Below are 21,319 nucleotides of genomic sequence, written 5' to 3'. Positions count from 1 at the left end.
TCAGCTTGTGTGGCTCTGGATAATGCTTATAAATTTCGCTTCTAAAATATCAAACTGCCAGTCGTTCAGCTGCAGCACTTCTCTAAGCTCGGCTTCGGTCTGAGGTTTTCTTCGGGAAATTTCCTCAATACCTGCCTTGTTTACCAGAATGGACGGGTCTATGCCTCTTTCTTCCGCAGCCTGAAGAACAAAAGACCTTAGTTTTTTTGTGAGAGCCTTGTCGTGTGAAGGCGGTTTTCCTCTTTTTACAAACCTCTCCGGCCATCTGCTTTCGGGAAGCTTTCTTGCGTGTTCTATTCGCTTCTTCAGCACACCGTAAAACTCGCCTTTGCATGTTTTCGGCAGGAATTTGCTTTTTGCAAGGCTGTAAGAAGGCTTCTCGGCAAGTTTTTTAGACAGCTCAATCATCGATGAGCTTCTCATTACCTTGAACGGAGGCAGGTCTATTTTAGCGGCAATATCTTCGCGCAATTCCCATATTTCCCTTAGAAATCTCAGCCCCGCCGGTTCGAGAGCGGAGTACCCTTTTACCCTCCACTTTTCGCGGGAGCTTTTAACTTTGTATTTCGGCGTATTTTTTGCCCTGTCTTTCATAGACTGGCTCACCCATTCGCTTCTTCCCATACTATCAAGAAGCTCTGTGAGCTTATCGGCAAGCGGTTTGAGGTAGGCCGTATCTGCAGCTGCATAGGAAAGCTGTTTTTCTGTGAGCGGTCTTTTTGTCCAGTCCGAAAGCTGCTGGTCTTTGGGATGTGATAATCCGAGAAACTCTTTGAGCAGCTCCGAAAGGCTTGTCTTTTGGATTCCTGCTAGGGAGGCGGCCTGCTGAGTATCAAAAATTTTAAACTTCGGCTTGAATCCAAAATCTTTATCAAGCATACGCAGGTCGTAGTCGCCGCCGTGAAGGATTAAAAGCTTTTGTTCGAGTGTTTTAGTAAAGCCGGAAAAATCAATATCCTTTAACGTGTCAACAATAAAGCTGCCGTTTTCTATACTTATCTGCATAAGACACACCCTTTCATAGTAAGAGTGCATCGAATTTCCTTCTATATCTAAAGCTGCGAAGCTTGATTCGGCAATACCCTTTTCAAGTTTGTCAAGCTGGATTTGCGTGTCTATGTATTTATAAGAAATTGTGTTCATAAACTGAATATTACCAGCAATTGCTAAACAAGTCAATCCCGACTTCTAATTGCTTTTCTGGCTGGAAATAAAAAGATTTCGCCAAGAAGCCGGACCAGCCTTAAAAATTAAGTTTGTGTGCTGGATTGGCTGTCGAGAAGATAATTGTGCAGGATTTCCTAATACGCTGTTTTTATCATAATTTTCTTGCTTCCTGAGCTTGTTGTTATCTCGATGTTTGCAAGATTTACTTTGGAGAGAAGGGTTTGAGGCAGCTATGATTTTTTTTATTCTTTTTTGCAATTTGTCTAAATTTTTCCTTCACAATGAAATTTAATCGATTAGAATGTTTCTTTATGCAGTTACGCATTACTCTTTATTGAAAGGTTTTTGTTATGTATATGGGTATTGAAAGCGGGTTTGTATTCACCGGGTATATACTCTGTATAGCCAGTGCCGTTCTGTGTGTGGTTTACGGGCTCTTGAACTGGAACAAGGGCAGCGAAAAGGTTGACATCGAAGATGTTAAGTGGGCAGACAAAGAGAAGGATGTAGAAAAAGAATTTTAGCGTTTTTAAAATTCATCTAATAACTGTCATTTAATAGCAATTGAGAGGAAAGTTATGAAAAGGTTAGTTTTACTGCTTGTGTTGTGCGCATTTCTACCGAAGTTTCCGGCAAAAGCCGAAAATTCACTCTTGGAAACGCTCAAGAATCCTGTAGAAGGTATGGAGATCTACGGCGATTTCCGATACCGCAGGGTTTACGGGGAAGAGTGGTTTCTGAACAACTCCGCCAAAGACGGTCATCAGAATTACGACAGGATCCGTGCCCGCCTCGGGGCAAAACATCAGTTCACCGATGAGATTGGCGTTGATTTCAGGCTGGTTCAGGAGATGTACTGCTACGACGATCCTAAGGAGAATTCCGTTGATTTTGATGAGGTGATTATAGACCGCTTGAATGTGAAGCTGGGCAATTTCCTTGATATGCCCGTAACGGCAGTAGTAGGTCGTCAGGATATTATCCTGAGCAAGTGGCTCGTTTTAGACGGCACGCCTCTTGACGGTTCAAGGACGATCTTTTTTGATGCAGCAAGGTTCACAGTGGATATGGAGGAAGGCAGAACGCTGGACCTTGTGTACACGCAGAACTACGCAGATGCATCAAAGACGCTTGAGCCTTTCGGCGAGCAGGCAGACCGCCGGCTAACGCAGCACGATGAACAGGGCGTAATAATGTACTACACAGACAAATCGCAAGAGGCCTTCAGCTGGGAAGCATACTTTATGCTCAAGGAAGATGATGTGGCGGAAATCGCTCCGAGATACAATCCGGACTGGAGCAGGGAATCCGAGATCTACACCTTCGGCGGAGCTCTCAACGGCGGGATTAGTGAAAATATGAGCTACCGCCTCGAAGCAGCAGTTCAGACGGGCGAGAAGGCGATCGATTCCAGCTCAGAACCGCAAGACCTCAATGCCTTCGGAACGCTGAACAGCCTCTGCTACTCGTTCAACGACGAAATGAACAATATGCTCACGCTCGAATACGAATATCTTTCAGGCGATAATCCTTCCACAGACGACAACGAAGGCTTCGACCCGCTCTGGGGTGAGTGGCCGAGATACTCTGAGATGTACGTGTACACTCAGGCCCTTGAAGGCTCGCTTGCAGACCATACCAACCTTCACAGAGTTGGGCTTACCCATAAATTCGATCCTACCGAGAAAACGAAATGGACAAACGCCTTCCATCTGCTATGGGCAGCTCAGGACAGGCAAGGCGCACCTTACGGCGGCGACAGCGACGTATTCAGAGGACAGCTCTTAACAAGCGTTTTGAGGCACAGAATTTCGAAGCATTTCTCCACAAGACTCAACGCAGAATATTTCATTCCGGGCAATTATTACTCAGATGACTTTCGGAACGAATCTCTCTTTTTGAGGGCGGAAGTGGTTTACTCATTCTAAAAAGAGAGTAAAATATAAGACTAACGCAGCCTGTTGTGCTTGAGCATAGCAGGCTTTTTTAGTTGTTTTTCGGAACCTTATTTTTATGTGGATAACGCTTGGAATATTAAGCTCGCTTTTTCTCGGCCTCTACGACCTGAGCAAAAAGCATTCGCTGCAGAACAACGCTGTTCTGCCGGTGCTGTTTCTATCTACCCTCTCAGGGCTGGCTGCGGTGCTTCCGTTTCTGTTTATCTCAAGAGCTGCCCCCGGGATTCTTGAGGACACCATCTTTTACGTGGCCCCGCTGAGCCTAAAGAGCCATCTTATCATAGGCGCGAAATCTTTTATTGTGGCGGGAAGCTGGGTTTTCGGATACTATGCCCTCAAGCATCTGCCTATATCTATCGTTGCCCCGATAAGGGCAACCTCGCCTTTCTGGGTGCTGATAGGGGCTGTGCTGATATTCGGTGAATCGCCAAATCTTATTCAGCTCTCCGGTGTGATTATCATCATAGTATCTTTCTACTGCTTCTCTGTTTTGGGAAGGCTCGAAGGGATACATTTCGAGAAAAACCGCTGGATTATTTTCACTCTCATAGCAATGGGGCTGGGCATATGCAGCGGTCTGTATGATAAGTTTCTCATCTCTCGGGCGGGGTATGCCCCGATAGCCGTTCAGCTCTGGTTTACTTTTTATATGGTGCTGATATTCGGGCTGATGAACATTTTCCTCTGGTATCCCTCGCGCAAACAGACCACGCCTTTCCGCTGGAGCATCAGCATAGTGCTGATCGGGGTATTTCTTATCCTCGCAGACTTTGCATACTTCACCTCGCTGAGCATTGAGGGCTCACTGCTTACTATCCTTGCGGCTCTCAGAAGAGCAAGCGTTTTGTTTGTATTTACCATAGGAGCGGTTATATTTAAGGAAGTGAACAAAGGCAAAAAGGCATACGCGCTGATTGGCGTTGTTGCCGGCGTGATGTTAATATTATTCGGTTCACAGGGATAACGATATGAACTCGCAGAAATTCATACTCGCCTCCGCCTCCCCGAGACGCAGAGAACTGCTTGAGGAGGCTGGATACATTTTCGATATTGTGCCTTCCGGCGTGGACGAAGAGGGCTTCAAATCCGCCGGCCTAACCCCCGCGGGCTACACCGAAAAGCTTGCAGGGGCCAAGGCTGAGGCTGTGGCAGAGGATTATCCGGATATCCCCGTGCTCGGTTCAGACTGCATTGTAGAGCTGGAAGGGGAGATCTTCGAAAAACCCGAGGATGGCAGGGATGCTGAGAGAATTATCAGAACGCTTTTCAGCAGTCCGCACAACGTTATAACATCAGTTGCTGTTGTGCTCAGGTCAGGCGGGAGGAAGAGCGTTCGCACAGCGATTACAAGAATCTACCCCGCCAAGCTTACTCAGGAACAGATCAGCCATCATATAAGTACAGGCAAATGGCGCGGCAGGTCTGGCGGCTACGGCGTTCAGGACCCGCACACCGAGGAATATATCGAGAAGATTGAAGGCAGCTTTACGAATGTTGTAGGTCTGCCGATGGAGCTAACAAGCGAAATGCTCAAGGAATTCGGTATTACACCCGAGCTTCAGGAGAATTAGAATAAGGAGTTTTTATTATGTATGAATCGCCTTGGATACTGATAATTGTTTCAGCGGCTGTTTTTGTTGCGGTTTCGCTTTTCAGGATGTTTATGCCTGAGAAGAAGGCTTGGTATCAGCTTTTGATTCCCGCTGCTGTTCTTGCCTCGGCATTTATCGTTGATTTTGCCGTTGAGACGGACAGAGAGGCTATAAAGGCTGTAATCAGTAATACGAAAGAGGCTGTGGTAACCCGAGATGTTGAGCTTCTGAAATCCACGGTTTCAAAAGACTACAGAGATTCAAGAAACGGCACATATCAGGGGCTGATTTCAGTGTTTGAGAGGTTTTTCAAAAGCCCTTTTCTAAAGGATTTGAACCTGCGCGGAGTTGAGATATCACACGACAATTCCAAAGGCAGCTTCTCGGCGACTGCCTTCTGCAAATTCGACCCGCAGAGCGAATACTCCTCTTATGCGGGAGTGGTGATAGTGGAAGGGAAGGCCAATCTGGAAAAGCAGGGCGGTGAGTGGAAGATTGTGAACGTGGATATAGACAGTATAAACAATCACGACGTAAGCAATTTAGGCTTTTGAAACCGGCTCAAGCAGGTAGTTTTCACCTTCAGCAGAGCTTATTCGGAAAATCCCGCTCAATATCCTGCCTGTGAATTTTAATTTTTCCCCTTCCAGCGTGATGTATTCCCCCTGGTCTGCTCTTCGTGCATAACCCTTGCCCTTGTTCACCGGCCCTTCGTATGTGAGGAATTTTTTGTCGTGGTCTTTGATTTTAACGATCATTCTGGCTGTTCGCGTTAAATCTGAAAGCTCCTCAACACGGTACGTTTCCAGATGGTTTTCCCTTTCGAGCATAAGATCGAAATGGTCATTGGTGTACGGGCATTTATGTTCTATAAGTACAAATCTCATTTCTCAGGCTCTTTCAATACATCGGGCTTGAGATTGTCGAACTTGTCAAAGGTTGTAAGCGTGGTAAGTTTCAGGTTCAGATAGCCGGTAAAGGTCATAGTAATGAATATCGCAATCATTATCGCAATCTGATACTTAATTGCAGTCATGGGCATAGAGCCCCCGAGAATCTGGCCTGTCATAACGCCCGGAAGAGAAACAATGCCAACCGTAGCAATTACTGTGAGTGTGGGTATAAGCGAGGCTCTCAGGGCTTCGGTCATAAAAGGCCTCATCGCTTCGCTGCGGGTGGCTCCCATAAGCAGATAACTTGAATAGAGCTTTCGGCTTTCTTCCATCTTCGTGTAGAACCGCTCAAGCACAAGCACATTGCCGCGCATTGAGTTGCCGAGAATCATACCGGTAAGCGGGATGAAATATCTCGCATCGTAGAACGGCTCGGGACGTATTACCAGAATAATCAGAAACGAGGCTACAATTATCGTGGAAATGGCGATTCCTGCGAGAACGGGAAGAAAAAAATATTTCTTTCTCAGACCTGCGTTTGATGTAACGCTCAGATTTGCCGCAACGAGCATAACCATAAGCCATGCCGTATTCAGCAGAAAATTATTGAAAAGGAAGATATACTTCAGGAAAATCCCTACCAGAAGAAGCTGGCCTGTCATCCGAAATATCGCAATCACAGCTCTCTTGGTAAGACCGAGCTTATAGCGGATTATTATCGCAAGCGACGGGATCAGCAGGGCATACATAAAAATAAGCTTCCAGATTCCAATCTCTATCGTTTGACTGTTCATATCAGCAGCCTGCCTTCCTTCATTGTAAGCTTTTCATGGCAGAAGCCGATCCAGTCTGGGTCGTGGCTTACAGAAAGCACAGTATATTCATTCTCGCCAAGGAGCTTGAGCAGTCTTTCCTTGCTCTCGGGGTCTAAGGCTGATGTTGGTTCATCCAGAAGAAGAACGTCTTTCTCAAGAAGAATCGCCCTTATTAGAGCTAACCGCTGCTTCTCCCCGCCTGAGATGAATTTGTTTTTCTTTTGCAGGATTGATTTATCCAGAGCGAGTTTTTCAGCAAGCTGCTCCACTTTCTCCCTCGGAGGCATTTTATGTTTATTCGCCTTGAATTCGAAAGGCTTTAGCACGGCTTCAATGGCCGCAGTGCTGCCGAGCTCGGGTTCCTGAGATACAAATCCTATCTTTCTTCTCAGTTTGCCTATAGAGAAATGATCAATCTTTTCGCCTTCAAAGAGAATCTGGCCTTCAAATGCCGGAAGAATGCCTGCGATTGCCATCAGAAGCGATGTCTTTCCCGAACCGGACGCTCCGGAAATCACATATCGTCTGCCTTGCTTAAAAGAGAAGCTCACATTATCGAGGATCAGTGCATCAGCGTTTTTTGCTGTTATATTTTTCAGCTCAATCATTGTATAAGCTTTTTTTATCTTCAGAGAGGATTTTTTCTGCTCTGCGGCAGTCTGCATCTATCTGCTCTGCGAGCTTATCCTTATTCGGGAACACCCTCTGCTCACGCAGCTTTGCGATAAAGTCCATAGCCATCCATCTTCCTTCAAGGCCTTCCTCAAGCTCCCTGCTGCTTTGCAGAAGGTGCGCTTCTGTCAGGATGGGGTTACCTTGTTCAAAGGTTCTTGCCCGCCCGATGCTGTAAACTGAAGGCTGAAGCTTTTGCCTGTCTATCCTGCAAACCTCCTCACGGCTTTCCCCTATCTGCACAAATCCTGTATAAACTCCGTCCGAAGGGCGTATCTGCATAGTCGGATTGATATTCGCTGTTGGGAAACCAATCTGGCGGCCAATCCCGCGCCCCGGTACAACTTCGCCTATGAGCCTATAAGGACGCCATAGAGCTTTCATAGCATCCTCTGCAAGCCCCTGTTCGATAAATCCACGTATCAAAGAGCTTGAAACCCTTCGCCTGCCTACCGAGAATTCTAACTCGGCAAGCTCTTCGCAGCAGGCCCTGAAGCCGTGAACTTTCCCTAACTCCTTCAGCGTGTCTATATCGCCGCTCCTTGAGTATCCGAAGCGAAAATCGCACCCCTCTACTATAGCTGCAGGATTGAATCTGCCGGTAAGAAAATCCTTGGCAAATTCTTCCGGTGCCATATTTAAAAGCCGAGTGCTGTCTGTAATAACAGCGAGCTCATCAACCCCAGCCTTTTCCAGAAGGTTCGCCTTCATCTCTAGCGGGGTAATTATCTTCGGAGCTTTATCGGGTTTGAGAAGGTAAACAGGATGCGGCTCGAATGTTACCGCGGTAATTTTCTCTGCATCTAATTCTTCTGCCGCTTCAAAACATTTATTTATTATATGCCTGTGGCCTCTGTGGATGCCGTCGAAATTTCCTATTGTGAGAATGCTTTTGGCTTTGGACTGAAAGCTTTCATCAACCTTAAACACTTTCATTGCTGATACTCCCATTTCAGTGTATGTCCGTAAGAGAGATCCACAAATCTTCCGGTCTTATCTGCAAGCTGCCTTACTGTATCTACAGGACTGACGCCTTCCTCTGTAAGGCATTTTTTGCCCGGGTATATCTCGTAGAGCTTTTTTACGTCCCCGGGCGTGAAGTTCGGCATTATCACATTCGCCCCGGCCCTGAGGGCATCGAGCCTTCGGTCGCGGTCTGAGAAGCTTGCGGTAGCCGTGGTTGCGGGCAGGTGCGTATTTTTCGTAACTATTCGGGTAAGGGCGAGCATTTTGAGCGTCATATCAAGGCTGCCGATCTTTTCTGACCTAAGCTCGGTTTGTTTGTGCGGGATGAAAAGCCCCATTCCGAGCATATCAAATCCGTATCGATTAAAGAAGAGGATGTCTTTTGCGAGTATCTCAGGGGTTTGGCCTTTCAGGCCAACGAGGCTTCCGCTGCCGGCCTGATAGCCGAGGTCTATAAGGTCTTCAAGGCATCTGAGCCTGTTTTTAAAGCTCATCTCAGGATGATACTTTTCATATAGCTTTTTGTCCGTAGTTTCAATCTTCAAAAGATACCTGTCTGCGCCGGCATCCTTCCAGAGCTTGTAAACTTCTCTTTCCCATTCGCCTGAGGAGAGTGTTACAGCGAGTCCGAATCTCGTCTTTATCTCGCTTACAATTTCAGCAATAAAATCAGGGCTTATCTCTGGGTCTTCCCCGCCCTGAAGAACTGCGGTTTTTACGCCGCATTTGTGAATAATCTCCGCAGATTCGAGTATCTCATTTTTTCCAAGCCGATAACGCTCTATAGATTCGTTGTTTTTATTCAGCCCGCAGTAAAGGCACCTGTTTCGGCAGTAATTTGTGTATTCAATTATCCCGCGTACGAGGATTCCGTCTCCGCAATACTCCCGCCGCACTTGGTCGGCAGAGTCGAATATTTTCTGCATTTCAGTTTTATCTTCCACTGCCAGAAGAAAGGCGAGATCTTCTGTCTGCGGGGGTTCTGATTTTATTTTTTCTATTAAACGGTTTATTTTTTCCATTTTATGCCTTTTGGCTAAAGCTTTTTCTTAGCCTTTTTGAGTTCATTGCTGCACATCTTCTTCTGCTCCGGATCGCTGAGTTTTTTACAAGCCCTTTCAAGCTGTTTTACAGCATTTTCCGGTTCGTTCAGGTATCTGGAATAAAGCAGGCCCAACATAAGCTCAATATGTTCTATGTATTCGTAGTTCGGATAGTTTGCCTTAAAAATCTTATACGCCTTTTCGGCCTGCTCCGCCTTCCCCCTGCCCATCAGATTGTTTGCTATATCCAGCTGCTCATTTTCCGGAAGAACGCTTTTATGCTCATTATTCAGCAGGCTTACATAACTGTCTGCTGCATCTTTTATTTTTCCTTCAGCTGCCAGCCTGCAAATCTGCTGTTCACTGTCGTTAAGCAATTTATAGCTTTCTGAGGAGTATTTACTGCTTTGTCCTTCAGGCCGGATACTTTTGGCTGCCTTCATTTCATACTGAAGAGAATCTCTCAGGGCTCTGCCTCTTTTCCACCGCTTTATCATATAATGAAAATCTATACCCTCGCTCTTGAGCAGTCTTGTAATAAGCATAAAACCTGTAACCACTACCCCAAAGGCATATCCGGAAAGATGCGCATCATAGGCTACTTTCGAATTGACGTAATTTGCCGGTATTACATTGTCAATCAGAACCATCTTCACAAGTATAAACCAGAATGCAGGTATTGGGAAAGTGTAGAAAAACAGCCACCCCATAAGCGTAATATTGCTCCGGGGGTACAGGATAAGGTACGCGCCGGTAACCGCAGCTACAGCCCCGCTCGCTCCGAGCATAGCAGTTTCGTGCAGGTAAGAATATCCAACTGCAGCGAATATCGCACCGGATATAAAAAAGCAAAGATAGCCGATGTGTCCGAGCCGGTAGTTTATTTTGTTCCCGAAGAGAAACAGGAAAAACATATTCCCCGCTATATGAACTATATTCGAATGCAGGAAGGCATAAGTGATAAACTGCCAAACCTTAGGCTGGTCTGAGTGAAGCACGAAGGTATCCGCCCAGGGCTTGAGCGGTTCGACAAACGTTTTATACCCATACTTCACCTCCACCGGCGAGTATGTAGCCAGAAATACAGCAATGCAAACCGCAATGAGGAAATAGTTCATCAGCGGCGGCTTTGTTATTCTTACATCTGTTTTAATAGGTATAAACATTTTCTGCTTCTTTTAAAATCGAGTTTAGAGGAAACATTCTATTACCCGAGCCACCTGTTACAAGTGATTTCTGCGCAAAGCTTAGTTTCAGTCAGGGCTCAGCCTGCCTGGTTTTACGAAGGGTTCTGCATCTTATAAAGAAGCCTTCAAACCCTCATTGAGCAGCTTAACAGCGGCAGCGGATTATCTGATTTTCAGTGTCAGCATAGCGATAGCGGCGCAGATTGCCCCAATCAGCCAGAATCGAACAACCACCTGCTCTTCTTTCCAGCCCTTGAGGTTGAAATGGTGGTGCAGTGGGGCGCATTCGAATACACGCCTTCCCTTGCCGAACTTGTGTTTGGTGTATTTAAAGTATCCCACTTGCAGCATCACGCTGAAGAGCTCCATCATAAATACTCCGCCGATTATCAGAAGCAGAACTTCATTTCGGGTTACGAGTGCGCCGTATCCTACAGCCGCTCCGAGCGGGAGCGAGCCGGTATCGCCCATAAATACCATCGCAGGACTGCAGTTGTACCAGAGGAAGCCGAGAATCGCTCCGAACATTGAGGCGAAAAAAACCGAAAGCTCTCCCGCCTGCGGTATATGCGGAAGCAGGAGATACTTCGCCCAGTACATATCACTGCCTCTGCCCATCTTCTCGCTTGCTACAAAACACAAAAACGCCAGCGAGGCTGCTACAACCGCCGTGCATCCGGCAGCGAGCCCGTCCATACCGTCTGTTAGGTTCACTGCGTTGCTCGTTGCTGTTATGTAGCAGAATGCGAGGATAACGAAAAGCCATACAGGAAGGTGTATTCCCTGCTTGTAGAACGGCAGCCACAGCATCGGGGCATCGGGGATGTTTTCCAGATCAAAATATACAAACAGCGATACAAGAAGCGCGCCGGCTATCTGAAATATTGCCTTTTCGTGCGTGAGAAGGCCGTCTCGTGTTTTGCCCTTCTGCTTGAGCTTGAGCCAGTCGTCAACGCCGCCAAGAAGGCCGAACCATATCATAATAAACATCGCCTTGCGGACAAAGGGATTGTCCAGCCTTGCCCAGAGAAGCGTGCCTGCGAAGATTGAGAGCAAAATGATTATGCCGCCCATCGTGGGAGTGTTGCGTTTGTTCTTCATACACTCATTGAGAGCCTTAGTGTTGAAATCCGGCACGTCCTTTATCTTCATCGAAAGCAGCCATTTGATTATACGCTTGCCGAAGATGAATGTTACAAGGAAGCTGGTTATCATTGCAAGCAGACCCCGGAATGTTACTTCCTGATAGGCGTAGAAGCCTAATGATTCGAGCTGTTCTCTGAAAAGGTTCAGTAAATGGAAGAGCATATCTTAACCCTTTGAATATGAGTTTATATTTTCAATTCTGCTTATTAAAGGCTCTATAAGCCTTTCAAGCCGCATGGAACGGGAGCCTTTTATTAGCAGTGCTTCGTTTCCTTTCAGCTCCTCCAAAAGAGAGCTCTCAAGAGCTTCGTAATCATTAAAAGCCATCCCTGCCTCTGCTCCGAATCCCTCAACGATACTGCCTGCAAAAACGCCAAAGGCAAACAGCTTGTCAGCGCCGGCCTCTCTGAGCTTTCTGCCCGCCTGAATATGAAACTCCTCCGAGCTTTCTCCCAGCTCCTTCATATCGCCTGCAGCAGCAATCTTAACCTCTTGGTTCTGCGAGGCAAGAACCTCAGCAGCATTTGCAAGCGAGCCCGGATTCGAATTGTAGCAGTCATTTATTACTGCCGCCTGTCCGCAGCGGATAATCTCGAGCCTTCCGCCTTCGGTTTTTAATCCTCGGGAAGCTTCTTTTATCTGTTCATCGCTTAGTCCGCAGCGGATTGCTGCAAGCCTTGCGGCGAGAAAATTCTCGAGATTGCCTCTGCCCGGAAGCGGAATTTGGAACTCCGTTCCGCAGATTGTTATTTTAGAGCTGTCATTGTTAATCTCAAAGCTTTCTATATCATTTTCTCCGCCGGCAGGGCGGCTTTTCAGTAAGAAATACTGTATGTTCACCGAGCTTGCAGTAAGGGCATCCTTAAGCTCCTTCTGATTTTTGCAGATTAATGTGCCTTGCGGTTTCAGTCCTTTGATTATAGAGGCTTTCTCTTGAGCAACGTTTTCCAGAGACCCGAAACCTTCTATATGTGCATGAAGAACGCAGGTGATAACTGCGATATCAGGCCTTGCGATTTTTGAGAGCTTTTCTATTTCACCGGCAGCGTTAGTGCCGGCCTCGAGAACGAGAAATTCGTCATCTTTTCTTGCGTTGAGGATGCTTATTGGAAGGCCGATTTGGTTGTTGAAGCTTTTTCCCGCTCCGCTTGTCCTGCGGTACTTCGAGAGGATCGTCTTGAGCATCTCGCGGGTTGTGGTTTTGCCTGCTGAGCCGGTAACAGCGATTACCTTTGCGTTTATCTTTTTCCGCCAGGCGGAGGCGATTTGACCAAGAGCTTCTACAGAGTTTTGAGCAAGGAGAATGTTATCATATTTTTCTCTCAAAATGCGGGCAATTTCGGGATTGTCTAATACTGCCCCTGCTGCTCCCTTGCTGAGTGCCTCTTCAGCAAAGCGGTTTGCATCGAATTGTTCGCCTTTTATCGCTATGAAGCAGTCGCCGGAAGTGATTTTTCGAGAATCGATGCAGAAACCGTGAATCTCAGCTTTATCCACTTCGCTCGAGGATTCATCTCCAACTATATCTGCCAGCTCACTAAAAGAAAACATCATTTTTCCATAATCATTCTTGCTGTTTTTGTGTCGCTGAAATCACGCCTGCCTTCGGCGCAGTCCTGATATTCTTCGTGCCCCTTGCCCGCTATAAGTACGGCATCTTCAGGACGGGCAAGGCTTAAAGCCTTCTCAATCGCCTTTTCTCTGTCCGGCAGCCTTAAAACGTTTTCATTTGATGAAAATCCCTCGCTTATCTCATCGAGTATTTTATCGGGGTCTTCTGTTCGGGGGTTGTCGTTTGTGATGATAGAGACATCCGAATACCTTTCGCTTACCTCTGCCATACGAGGCCTCTTGGCCTTATCTCTGCACCCTCCGCACCCGAAAACCGTAATCAGCCTTCCTTCGGTTACTCCCCGAAGGGTTCTCAGCACATTTTCAAGGGCATCGTCGGTATGGGCATAATCCACAAACACGTTCAGCCCTTTTTCATTCGGCACTCTCTCGAGCCTGCCCTTTGGCGGGGCGCATTTTTTCAAACCCTGAGCGATTTGTTCGATATCCAGCCCTGCTGCCAAAGCAAGCCCTGCTGCAGCAAGCTGATTGCTGATATTGAAGCGGCCTGTCATTCGGGTTTGCACTGGCAATTCCCTGCCGTCCCAGCATAGCTTGAAGCGGGCAGAAGACGGCGAAAAGCTCACCTCTTTTGCTCTCATCGCTGCTTCTTTGCTGTTTTTCAGCGAATATCCGATTACTCTGCACTCCAGTTCCCCTGCAAGCTGCCTGCCTTCCGGTGAGTCCAGATTTATTACAGCAGTGGAAATCGGCGGTTTGCGGTGGAAAAGCTTTTTCTTTGCGGCGAAATAATTCTCCAGCGTTTTGTGGTAGTCTAAATGTTCGCCGGAGAGGTTGGTAAAAGCAGCGGCTTCAATCTTCACCCCAGCGAGCCTTTCCTGATCGAGGGCATGACTGCTTGCCTCTATGCAAACAGCTTTCCCCCCATTTTTTGCTGTTTTTTGCAGCATTCTGGATAAAGAGTCGGCAGGAGGGGTAGTCATAAACGCCTGGCTTTTCCCCTCGCTGCCGCATAGATCGTTCCATACCGTTCCAATCAGTCCTGTCTTTATTCCTGCCTTTTCCAGCAGCTGTTTGGAAAGCGAGGCAGTGGTTGTTTTCCCGTTTGTGCCGGTAACAGCGAGGCAGCAGAGTTTATCCGATGGATTTCCGCAGGCAAAGTTGGAGAGGATTCCAAGGGCCTTGCGGGAATTCTCTATTTTAAGAGAGGGCGTTCCAGGCGTGAAATTGCCGTTTTGATAAACAATAAAGCCTGCTCCGTTCTGCTCGGCCTGCCGAATAAAGTTATGTCCGTCTGCGAGACCGCCCTTAACTGCTGCAAACAAATCGCCGCTTTGAACCTCACGGGAATCGCTGGTTACACGCGGATTGGCGATTGATTTGAGATATTTTAATGCAGGCGATAAATCCATTTCTCACAAACTTTATTAAACGAGTTTCGATATGCACCTTGCCAGTTCGCGGAGGTCTTTTTCTTCGATTATATATTTAAGCTGGGCAGGTTTTATGTCTAATTTCTTCAGCTGGGTTTCAGCTTTTTTCCATAGGCCTGCCTGTTTCTTTTCCGATTCACAGATATAAAGCTCTGATACACTCTCCTGTAGCTTTTGGAGTGCTATTGTGTCGAGGTTTTTGTAGTAGTTTTTGATAATGTTTTTTTGATGCTGTGAAAATCCCCTGGCCATAAAAGAATTCCCTGATTCGAGTTTCTAATAAGTTGAGTTTAACCCTGTATAGTGGTATTGTACAATTATGAGTGGATATTGAAAGGGTAAATATTGGCATAAAATGAAAATATCACTGTTAAATTTGAAAGATGATGGAAAAATTTTAAATTTTTTTGGAAATTTTCCTTGATTCGCTGATTTTACAAGGTATATTCTAATATTGAACCAACACCTTTATTAAGGTTTGGTTGTAGCGGCAGCCGAAAACTTCTTACTAAAAGGAAGGCGGAAAATTGGCTTTTTTGTCCGGAGAATACGATCATAAGATAGACCCCGAATCCAACAGGGTTAGTCTGAAGGTTGAGCTCAAGAAGATGCTCACCGATACCGGCTTCACCGGGACATACTATCTCACCCTCGGAGAGCGAGGGGTTCTCTGCCTATATCCTGAAAAAGTGTACGAGCAGTTTGTCTTCAAGGGCGCCCCCAAAAACGAAGGGGGTGAGGTGAAGGATGATCAAATCGTGGCTTATGAGAGGATGAATTTCGGTTTTGCCACAAGGTGCGAGCTCGATAAACAGGGACGTTTACTTATCCCCCAGCGGATAAGGCGAAGAGCAGTACTCGGGACAGATATAGTTATTGTGGGTGTGAACGATCATCTCGAAATATGGGATCCGGACAGATGGGAAGCCTATGCAGAGCAGATGCTCCCTGTTCACAATCAGCAGCACGGAGGTGCAAGGAAAGCCGCCTTCGAGGAAGCTTTGTCCCGAAAATTATGATTTAGAAAATCTTTCATGGATGGTTTGTCGGTCAGGATGACCATTTTAAGTTCTTTGAAAACGATATAACTCAGGATGTGAAAGCCGGCAGAAACGCAGATGGCAGGGATTAGCCTTTTGTTAAGATTTTTCTGCAATTAGCTTTGATTTAGATTTGATTAGCAGTACAATTCTTACTCAAGACCAGATGGAATTGATTCTTAAAACCAAAGGCAAAAAGCAGAAAGTATATGTCGGCAAAACACATACCGGTTCTTGCAGAAACTCTTCTTCAGTGGATAAGCATAGGAAAGGATGCTGTTTTTGTTGACTGTACTCTCGGGCACGGAGGCCACGCTTATCTTATCTCGAAGAAGCTCAGCAGCAGTGGTATGATTATAGGCTTTGATGTAGATCAGAAGAGCCTTGATTATTCAGCAGATGTCCTTGCCGGTGCCGAGTGCAGGGCAGCGCTGGTAAAAAGCAATTTTTGCCGGGTTAAGGATAACCTCCATCGGTTGGGCATAGAAAAAGCTGATTTGATTCTCGCTGATCTGGGATTTTCCTCCGGACAGGTGGAAGACCCCGACAGGGGGATGAGTTTCCAGAACAATATGCCTCTGGATATGAGGCTTGATGAAGATATTGAGATTACCGCTGCGGATATAGTGAACACTGTGCCGGAAGAAGAGCTTGCTGATATAATCTATCAGTACGGCGAGGAAAGGGCTTCAAGGAAGATAGCCCGTCTGATATGCCAAAGACGGCAGCATCAGAAAATCACTTCAACCGGGCAGCTCGCCTCGCTGACAGCAAGGGTAGTTAGAACCGGCGGTAAGCAGCACCCGGCAACGAGAACCTTTCAGGCTCTCAGGATAGCGGTTAACGACGAATTGGGTGCTCTTGGAAAGCTTCTTCAAGATGCTCCGGATATTCTCAACCCGGGCGGGCAGATTGCAGTGATAAGCTTTCACAGCCTTGAGGACAGGATCGTGAAACAGAACTTTAAAGAAAACAAGCAGGCAGGTATTTACGAAATCGTAACGAAAAAGCCTCTGACTGCTTCTGAAGGCGAGGTTAGTGAAAATCCCCGCAGCAGAAGCGCCAAGCTGAGAATAGCAAAACTAAATTGATTTCTTTAGCGCAGCAGCAGTTTCAGAGAGGGTGTAGAGATGTCAGGAAAAGAAAAAACAGGTTTACTTATAGCTTTCGCAGTGGTAGCGGGAGTGTGGATAGCGGTTCAGGGCGCGTCCCCGCGTCCGGAAGGATTCTTTTCGCAGAAGCAGAGCGAAGGAATTTTGCCGTTTCAAACGCAGGAAGTAGTGTTCAAAGATTCAGATGTGCTGGATTCCGCAAAAGATGCTGTAATGGTGATCTCCGGGCCGGAGATTTCTCAGCAGCCCGAACCGGCCAAGAAGAAAGAAACTGCTTCTTTTGCTTCTAACAAAAATGAGGCTGAGAAAATCGTTGCTACAAAAGAGAATCAGGCCAGAGCGGCCAAAAGCGTTGAAGACGTTATAAAGAACAAGCCAAAACAGGTGGTTAGATACCGTTCTTACCAAGTGAAGAAAGGCGAGAGCCTCAGTAAGATTGCACTAAAGATATACGGCAAAGGAGACCTCAGCGAGAAGGTTGAAAAGATTTATTCGGCAAACAAGGATGTGCTGAAATCCAAGAACAGCGTTATTGCCGGCCAGGAACTCAAGATACCGCCGGATAATGAAATTTCTGGTTCTAAAAGCCTCAAAAAGCTTGCAAAGAAACACTCCGAAAGCCTCGAATACACCGCAGGAAATTCTTCAAAGAGAACATACGTTGTTAAAGACGGAGACAGCCTCTGGAAGATTGCCAAGAAAAAGCTTGGAAAGGGCAGCAGGTATCAGGAGATTATAAAGCTCAACAGGGATAAGGTGTCTAACAATAAAGCACTCAAGCCGGGAGTTCAGATTCTCCTGCCAAGCTGAAAATGAGCAATTAAAGTGATTTCTGTCCATTGTTTTTGAAGCCAAATATTATGCAGTTATTCAGGTTTTTGTTTTTTATAATATCGCTCACAGCAGCTCTGCTTGCTGTGGTTAATCTCCGCACAATCAACTCACAGCAGTATTATCAGTGCAGGCGGAATATAGTTAAGATAGAAAAGCTTCGAAACGACCTCACCGATCATCGCATTGAGATCGAACGGATGATTAACCCCAAGGCGGTTAAGCAGGCGGCAAAATCTTCAGCCACCGATGATAATTCATCAAAGAGCCAATAATCCCAGTCTCAATGTGCTTGGCGAGGGAATCATTTCTGCAATCAGAATATAAACTTTTTCTTTTGTGATATGCCTGTTGGAAGCGGAGAAAATAGCCTTCTGCTGCTTCAAAGGCTTTGCTCTAAATCTAATTTTCTTCTCAATTGTTCTGCTTTTAAAGCCTCTCTGCGACGTCCGAATCTTAGCGTTTTAATTTGCCGGCTTCTGTTCCCCCAATTAGCTCATTTCTATTAGGCTGAATAAATCTTCTGCCGTGATACCAAATCCTTATTTCCTTTATATAAATGAAAAGAGCAGCAAATCTTTTAATATGGCTGTTTTAACCGGCCAAATGAGACGCATTCGTTATTCGAATTAACCAAAAATACAAACAAAAATTGAGATTTGCTGTAACAATCTAAACCTTTAGCGGTTGAATTTGTGATTGACAGTTACAAAAAAGAGCTTTAAAATCGCAAGTTCATTGCGCAGAAACTGAAAGACTGCTGCACAGCGGCATAATTATAAGGAAATAGAATTGAGTAATAAATATATACAAATTCGCGGGGCACATGAACACAACCTCAAAATGATTGATATAGACATTCCCCGAGAAAGTTTTGTAGTAGTAACAGGATTGAGCGGGTCGGGCAAGAGCTCGCTGGCCTTTGATACGATTTACGCTGAGGGGCAGAGGAAATATGTTGAATCGCTTAGCACTTATGCAAGGCAGTTCCTTGATATTGCCCAGAAGCCGAAGGTTGAAAGCATATCCGGGCTGAGCCCGACGATAGCAATAGAGCAGAGGAAAAGCTCGCACAACCCGCGTTCTACCGTTGCAACGACAACCGAAATCTACGACTACTGCCGCGTGCTTTTTGCAAGGGCAGGCATCCCCCACTGCTGGAAATGCAACAAGCCCATATCAAGCCAGAGCGCAACGCAGATTGTGGATTCTGTTTTGGAGCTGCCTGAGGGAACGAGGATTCAAATTTGCTCCCCGCTGATTAGAGGCGCAAAGGGCGAGCATAAGGACGCTCTGGCACGAATCCGCAGGGAGGGATTTGTCCGCGTGCGTCTGGACGGAAGCATATACGATTTGAAAAAAGTTCCCGCTATGGAGAAGAACAAAAAGCACAGCCTTGAGGCGGTGGTTGACAGGCTCGTTATGAAGGAAAGCATCCGTTCAAGGCTGGCAGATTCTGTAGAAACTGCCCTGAAATTCGGGGACGGGTCGGTTATTGTGATGGTGCAGAAAAAAAACGAAGACGGCAGCTACGGCAAATGGCAGGATCATCTCTACAGCGAGAAATTCGCCTGCGCAGACCATCCCGAGGTTTCGCTGGATGAGGTGAGCCCGAGGCTTTTCAGCTTTAATTCGCCATACGGGGCATGCGATGAATGCGACGGGCTCGGAATTGTTCTCGAATTCGATCCCGATCTCGTTGTTCCGGATAAGAGCGTTTCGATTCAGGACGGGGCGATAGATGCCTGGCGCAAAAGCGGCAGACAGCTGAATATGTATTATGCCAAGATGATAAGGCAGTTCTGCAGGCATTTTGATGTCAGCCCGACAAGCCCTTTCTCCAAGCTTACCGAAGAGAAAAAACGCATACTTATGCAAGGGACTTCTCAGGCTGTTCAGGATAAATACGGCTGGAGCTTTGAGGGCGTGATCCCCAATCTTCAAAGACGCTGGGAAAACACCACAAGCGAGTATGTTAAAACCCGTCTCCACGGCTATCTTTCTGAGAGGCCATGCAGAAAATGCGGCGGGGCAAGGCTCCGAATGGAGGCTCTTCAGGTTACCATAGGCGGGAAAAATATAAGCGAGCTTACCTCTATGAGCATCACAGATGCGTTTGATTTCTTTAATCAACTGAAGCTGGACGAAGAGAAAACCTACATAGCCGCCGAGCCTCTTAAGGAAATCAGGGCAAGACTGAAGTTTCTTCTGGATGTGGGGCTTGGATATCTCACTCTGGCAAGAGCAAGCGCAACCCTCTCCGGAGGCGAAGCCCAGCGAATCCGGCTTGCTACTCAGGTTGGCAGCGGGCTCGTCGGCTGCTGCTATGTGCTCGATGAGCCCACAATCGGCCTTCACAGAAGAGATAACGACCGGCTGAATTCAATCCTCAGGAAGCTTGCAGACATAGGCAATACGGTGCTCGTAGTTGAGCATGATGAAGACGTAATAGACAATGCAGACCATATCATCGATATAGGTCCTGCCGCCGGAACTTACGGCGGAAAACTGATCGCCCAAGGCACTCTGGACGACATAAAAAACGCAGAGCAGTCTATTACAGGTCAGTATCTCAGCGGGCAGCTCTCAATCAGGCTCCCCGAGAAAAGACGAAAGAAAAAGAAGACCAAGCAGGTTGAAGTGCGGGGGGCAAGCGAGAATAATCTCAAAAATATCAACGTAAAATTCCCGCTGGGCGTATTTACCTGTGTAACAGGAGTTTCCGGTTCAGGGAAAAGCACTCTTGTCAGTCAGGTGCTGCTTAAGGCTGTTAAACGAAAGTTATACCGCTCCAGAGATATCCCGGGCAGACATAAAAACGTAGTTGGCACGGGAAACATAGACAAAATAATCGAGATAAATCAGTCTCCAATTGGCAGAACTCCCCGAAGCAACCCCGCCACATACACCGGCGTGTTCGATCTGATAAGGCAGGTGTTTGCCCAAACAAGAGAAGCAAGGATAAGGGGCTATAAGCCCGGCAGATTCAGCTTTAACGTAAAAGGCGGAAGATGCGAATACTGCCAGGGGCAGGGGACGAAGAAAATAGAGATGCATTTTCTGCCTGATGTTTTTGTAACATGCCAGCACTGCAAAGGCAAACGCTACAATCCAGAAACGCTCGAGGTGAGATACAAAGGAAAAAATATTTCAGATGTGCTGGAAATGCAGATTGACGATGCGAAAAAGTTTTTCGAAAACTTTCCCAAGATTTCCCGCCTTCTCCAGAGCCTCTGCAATGTGGGGCTGGGATACGTTAAGCTCGGGCAGTCTTCCACGACCCTCTCCGGAGGAGAGGCGCAGCGAGTTAAGCTTGCCTCAGAGCTGGGCAGACCTGCCACCGGCCACACGCTCTATATTCTTGATGAGCCCACAACAGGCTTGCATTTTGCGGACATAAGCAATCTGCTGAAAGTGCTTCAAACGCTTACGGATATGGGCAATTCCGTAGTTGTGATAGAGCATAACCTCGATGTGGTAAAGATGGCAGACCATATCATAGACCTCGGCCCTGAAGGCGGTGATCAAGGCGGCGAAATTGTAGCCGCAGGCACGCCGGAGGAAGTGGCAGAGAGCGGGAAAGGCTACACTGCAAAATACCTGAAGGAAAGGCTCGCCTATCACAAGCAGGAGGCAGGCGCCGTTTGAGGGCGTCCCTGCTCGTTGATTTTATGAATTAGACGCATTTTTGTTAAACTTTAATTATATAACACTTAATTTTTTGCTTGATTTTTAGCCACGCCTAACTATCTTAGCGCAGCTGAAAGATTTGGCAGTATTTGAGGACAATAAAATTTTACGATGTTATCAACGCCAAAATTTATGGGATTTCGCAAATTAAGTTTGAAATCATTTGTTCGTTCGAAAGACTAATGTTATGCAAGGAATTTAG

21 protein-coding genes are annotated in these 21,319 nt (G+C 46.6%); 10 read left to right on the top strand and 11 right to left on the bottom strand.

The genetic code is table 11. From position 1 onward, the window contains the following. Nucleotides 1-1,143, bottom strand: a complete 1,143-nt coding sequence (locus tag L21SP3_RS06865; RefSeq protein WP_077540148.1) for a ribonuclease D — start codon at nt 1,141-1,143, stop codon at nt 1-3. A 374-nt stretch (nt 1,144-1,517) separates the two neighbouring features. Here L21SP3_RS06865 and L21SP3_RS12060 point away from each other — a divergent pair, with 374 nt between their 5' ends. The 5 genes from L21SP3_RS12060 (at nt 1,518) to L21SP3_RS06840 (ending at nt 5,271) form a co-directional block, all read left to right on the top strand. Continuing rightward, nucleotides 1,518-1,691 carry a symporter small accessory protein gene (locus L21SP3_RS12060; protein WP_162841539.1) on the top strand — a complete coding sequence of 58 codons (174 nt, stop codon included), beginning with the start codon at nt 1,518-1,520 and terminating at the stop codon, nt 1,689-1,691. A gap of 54 nt (nt 1,692-1,745) precedes the next feature. After that, nucleotides 1,746-3,095 (top strand): alginate export family protein, encoded by a 1,350-nt coding sequence (locus L21SP3_RS06855; protein WP_077540146.1) that lies wholly within the window; start codon nt 1,746-1,748, stop codon nt 3,093-3,095. A gap of 85 nt (nt 3,096-3,180) precedes the next feature. Continuing rightward, nucleotides 3,181-4,089 carry an EamA family transporter gene (locus tag L21SP3_RS06850; protein WP_077540145.1) on the top strand — a complete coding sequence of 303 codons (909 nt, stop codon included), beginning with the start codon at nt 3,181-3,183 and terminating at the stop codon, nt 4,087-4,089. A gap of 4 nt (nt 4,090-4,093) precedes the next feature. Further along, the gene (locus tag L21SP3_RS06845; RefSeq protein WP_077540144.1) at nt 4,094-4,696 is read left to right on the top strand and encodes a Maf family protein; all 603 of its coding nucleotides are present in this window, start codon (nt 4,094-4,096) and stop codon (nt 4,694-4,696) included. 17 nt (nt 4,697-4,713) lie between these two features. Further along, entirely contained in the window at nt 4,714-5,271 is a 558-nt protein-coding gene (locus L21SP3_RS06840; protein ID WP_077540143.1) for a hypothetical protein, read from the top strand. Here L21SP3_RS06840 and L21SP3_RS06835 read toward each other — a convergent pair. The 10 genes from L21SP3_RS06835 to L21SP3_RS06790 form a co-directional block, all read right to left on the bottom strand. After that, nucleotides 5,260-5,604 carry a DNA polymerase ligase N-terminal domain-containing protein gene (locus L21SP3_RS06835; protein ID WP_077540142.1) on the bottom strand — a complete coding sequence of 115 codons (345 nt, stop codon included), beginning with the start codon at nt 5,602-5,604 and terminating at the stop codon, nt 5,260-5,262. The two genes, L21SP3_RS06840 and L21SP3_RS06835, sit on opposite strands and share 12 nt — an antisense overlap. Then, the gene (locus L21SP3_RS06830; RefSeq protein ID WP_077540141.1) at nt 5,601-6,404 is read right to left on the bottom strand and encodes an ABC transporter permease; all 804 of its coding nucleotides are present in this window, start codon (nt 6,402-6,404) and stop codon (nt 5,601-5,603) included. The genes L21SP3_RS06835 and L21SP3_RS06830 overlap by 4 nt, the downstream gene beginning before the upstream one ends. After that, complete coding sequence (locus L21SP3_RS06825; protein ID WP_161488131.1) at nt 6,401-7,033, bottom strand: ABC transporter ATP-binding protein; 633 nt, start codon at nt 7,031-7,033, stop codon at nt 6,401-6,403. Before L21SP3_RS06825 ends, L21SP3_RS06830 begins: the two co-directional genes overlap by 4 nt. After that, nucleotides 7,026-8,033 carry a riboflavin biosynthesis protein RibF gene (gene ribF, locus L21SP3_RS06820; RefSeq protein ID WP_161488130.1) on the bottom strand — a complete coding sequence of 336 codons (1,008 nt, stop codon included), beginning with the start codon at nt 8,031-8,033 and terminating at the stop codon, nt 7,026-7,028. The genes L21SP3_RS06825 and ribF overlap by 8 nt, the downstream gene beginning before the upstream one ends. Continuing rightward, nucleotides 8,030-9,085, bottom strand: coding sequence for a [FeFe] hydrogenase H-cluster radical SAM maturase HydE (gene hydE, locus L21SP3_RS06815; protein WP_077540138.1), 1,056 nt, complete (start codon nt 9,083-9,085; stop codon nt 8,030-8,032). The genes ribF and hydE overlap by 4 nt, the downstream gene beginning before the upstream one ends. 14 nt (nt 9,086-9,099) lie before the next feature. Then, a complete protein-coding gene (locus L21SP3_RS06810; protein ID WP_077540137.1) occupies nt 9,100-10,272 on the bottom strand; it encodes a rhomboid family intramembrane serine protease in 1,173 nt (390 codons plus the stop codon). 183 nt (nt 10,273-10,455) lie between these two features. Continuing rightward, a complete protein-coding gene (gene mraY, locus L21SP3_RS06805; protein ID WP_077540136.1) occupies nt 10,456-11,601 on the bottom strand; it encodes a phospho-N-acetylmuramoyl-pentapeptide-transferase in 1,146 nt (381 codons plus the stop codon). A gap of 3 nt (nt 11,602-11,604) precedes the next feature. Beyond that, nucleotides 11,605-12,993, bottom strand: coding sequence for a UDP-N-acetylmuramoyl-tripeptide--D-alanyl-D-alanine ligase (locus tag L21SP3_RS06800; RefSeq protein WP_077540135.1), 1,389 nt, complete (start codon nt 12,991-12,993; stop codon nt 11,605-11,607). Then, entirely contained in the window at nt 12,990-14,423 is a 1,434-nt protein-coding gene (locus tag L21SP3_RS06795; RefSeq protein WP_077540134.1) for a UDP-N-acetylmuramoyl-L-alanyl-D-glutamate--2,6-diaminopimelate ligase, read from the bottom strand. The genes L21SP3_RS06800 and L21SP3_RS06795 overlap by 4 nt, the downstream gene beginning before the upstream one ends. A 15-nt stretch (nt 14,424-14,438) precedes the next feature. Next, entirely contained in the window at nt 14,439-14,696 is a 258-nt protein-coding gene (locus tag L21SP3_RS06790; protein ID WP_077540133.1) for a hypothetical protein, read from the bottom strand. Between the two features lie 275 nt (nt 14,697-14,971). On the opposite strand from L21SP3_RS06790, the gene L21SP3_RS06785 reads away from it, so the two are divergent. The 5 genes from L21SP3_RS06785 (at nt 14,972) to uvrA (ending at nt 21,075) form a co-directional block, all read left to right on the top strand. Beyond that, a complete protein-coding gene (locus tag L21SP3_RS06785) occupies nt 14,972-15,463 on the top strand; it encodes a division/cell wall cluster transcriptional repressor MraZ (protein WP_077540132.1) in 492 nt (163 codons plus the stop codon). A 230-nt stretch (nt 15,464-15,693) separates the two neighbouring features. Continuing rightward, nucleotides 15,694-16,575 carry a 16S rRNA (cytosine(1402)-N(4))-methyltransferase RsmH gene (rsmH, locus tag L21SP3_RS06780; RefSeq protein ID WP_077540131.1) on the top strand — a complete coding sequence of 294 codons (882 nt, stop codon included), beginning with the start codon at nt 15,694-15,696 and terminating at the stop codon, nt 16,573-16,575. A gap of 39 nt (nt 16,576-16,614) precedes the next feature. Beyond that, nucleotides 16,615-17,406, top strand: coding sequence for a LysM peptidoglycan-binding domain-containing protein (locus tag L21SP3_RS06775; protein ID WP_077540130.1), 792 nt, complete (start codon nt 16,615-16,617; stop codon nt 17,404-17,406). Between the two features lie 50 nt (nt 17,407-17,456). Next, entirely contained in the window at nt 17,457-17,702 is a 246-nt protein-coding gene (locus tag L21SP3_RS06770) for a hypothetical protein (RefSeq protein WP_077540129.1), read from the top strand. Between the two features lie 517 nt (nt 17,703-18,219). Then, nucleotides 18,220-21,075 carry an excinuclease ABC subunit UvrA gene (gene uvrA, locus L21SP3_RS06765; protein ID WP_077540128.1) on the top strand — a complete coding sequence of 952 codons (2,856 nt, stop codon included), beginning with the start codon at nt 18,220-18,222 and terminating at the stop codon, nt 21,073-21,075. Nucleotides 21,076-21,319 lie beyond the last annotated feature (244 nt).

It is taken from the genome of Sedimentisphaera cyanobacteriorum, assembly GCF_001997385.1.
GTDB lineage: Bacteria > Planctomycetota > Phycisphaerae > Sedimentisphaerales > Sedimentisphaeraceae > Sedimentisphaera > Sedimentisphaera cyanobacteriorum.
This window is presented reverse-complemented; position numbering and strand designations above follow the sequence as displayed.

Bases quoted from the DNA above. Each gene is read 5' to 3' on its own strand.
- L21SP3_RS06825 (WP_161488131.1), bottom strand. From the start codon at position 7,033: ATGATTGAGCTGAAAAATATAACAGCAAAAAACGCTGATGCACTGATC.
- L21SP3_RS06795 (WP_077540134.1), bottom strand. From the start codon at position 14,423: ATGGATTTATCGCCTGCATTAAAATATCTCAAATCAATCGCCAATCCG.
- hydE (WP_077540138.1), bottom strand. From the start codon at position 9,085: ATGGAAAAAATAAACCGTTTAATAGAAAAAATAAAATCAGAACCCCCG.
- L21SP3_RS06790 (WP_077540133.1), bottom strand. From the start codon at position 14,696: ATGGCCAGGGGATTTTCACAGCATCAAAAAAACATTATCAAAAACTAC.
- L21SP3_RS06845 (WP_077540144.1), top strand. From the start codon at position 4,094: ATGAACTCGCAGAAATTCATACTCGCCTCCGCCTCCCCGAGACGCAGA.
- L21SP3_RS06775 (WP_077540130.1), top strand. From the start codon at position 16,615: ATGTCAGGAAAAGAAAAAACAGGTTTACTTATAGCTTTCGCAGTGGTA.
- rsmH (WP_077540131.1), top strand. From the start codon at position 15,694: ATGTCGGCAAAACACATACCGGTTCTTGCAGAAACTCTTCTTCAGTGG.
- L21SP3_RS06800 (WP_077540135.1), bottom strand. From the start codon at position 12,993: ATGATGTTTTCTTTTAGTGAGCTGGCAGATATAGTTGGAGATGAATCC.
- L21SP3_RS06835 (WP_077540142.1), bottom strand. From the start codon at position 5,604: ATGAGATTTGTACTTATAGAACATAAATGCCCGTACACCAATGACCAT.
- L21SP3_RS06810 (WP_077540137.1), bottom strand. From the start codon at position 10,272: ATGTTTATACCTATTAAAACAGATGTAAGAATAACAAAGCCGCCGCTG.
- L21SP3_RS06770 (WP_077540129.1), top strand. From the start codon at position 17,457: ATGCAGTTATTCAGGTTTTTGTTTTTTATAATATCGCTCACAGCAGCT.
- L21SP3_RS06840 (WP_077540143.1), top strand. From the start codon at position 4,714: ATGTATGAATCGCCTTGGATACTGATAATTGTTTCAGCGGCTGTTTTT.
- L21SP3_RS06865 (WP_077540148.1), bottom strand. From the start codon at position 1,143: ATGAACACAATTTCTTATAAATACATAGACACGCAAATCCAGCTTGAC.
- L21SP3_RS12060 (WP_162841539.1), top strand. From the start codon at position 1,518: ATGTATATGGGTATTGAAAGCGGGTTTGTATTCACCGGGTATATACTC.
- ribF (WP_161488130.1), bottom strand. From the start codon at position 8,033: ATGAAAGTGTTTAAGGTTGATGAAAGCTTTCAGTCCAAAGCCAAAAGC.
- L21SP3_RS06830 (WP_077540141.1), bottom strand. From the start codon at position 6,404: ATGAACAGTCAAACGATAGAGATTGGAATCTGGAAGCTTATTTTTATG.
- mraY (WP_077540136.1), bottom strand. From the start codon at position 11,601: ATGCTCTTCCATTTACTGAACCTTTTCAGAGAACAGCTCGAATCATTA.
- L21SP3_RS06855 (WP_077540146.1), top strand. From the start codon at position 1,746: ATGAAAAGGTTAGTTTTACTGCTTGTGTTGTGCGCATTTCTACCGAAG.
- L21SP3_RS06850 (WP_077540145.1), top strand. From the start codon at position 3,181: ATGTGGATAACGCTTGGAATATTAAGCTCGCTTTTTCTCGGCCTCTAC.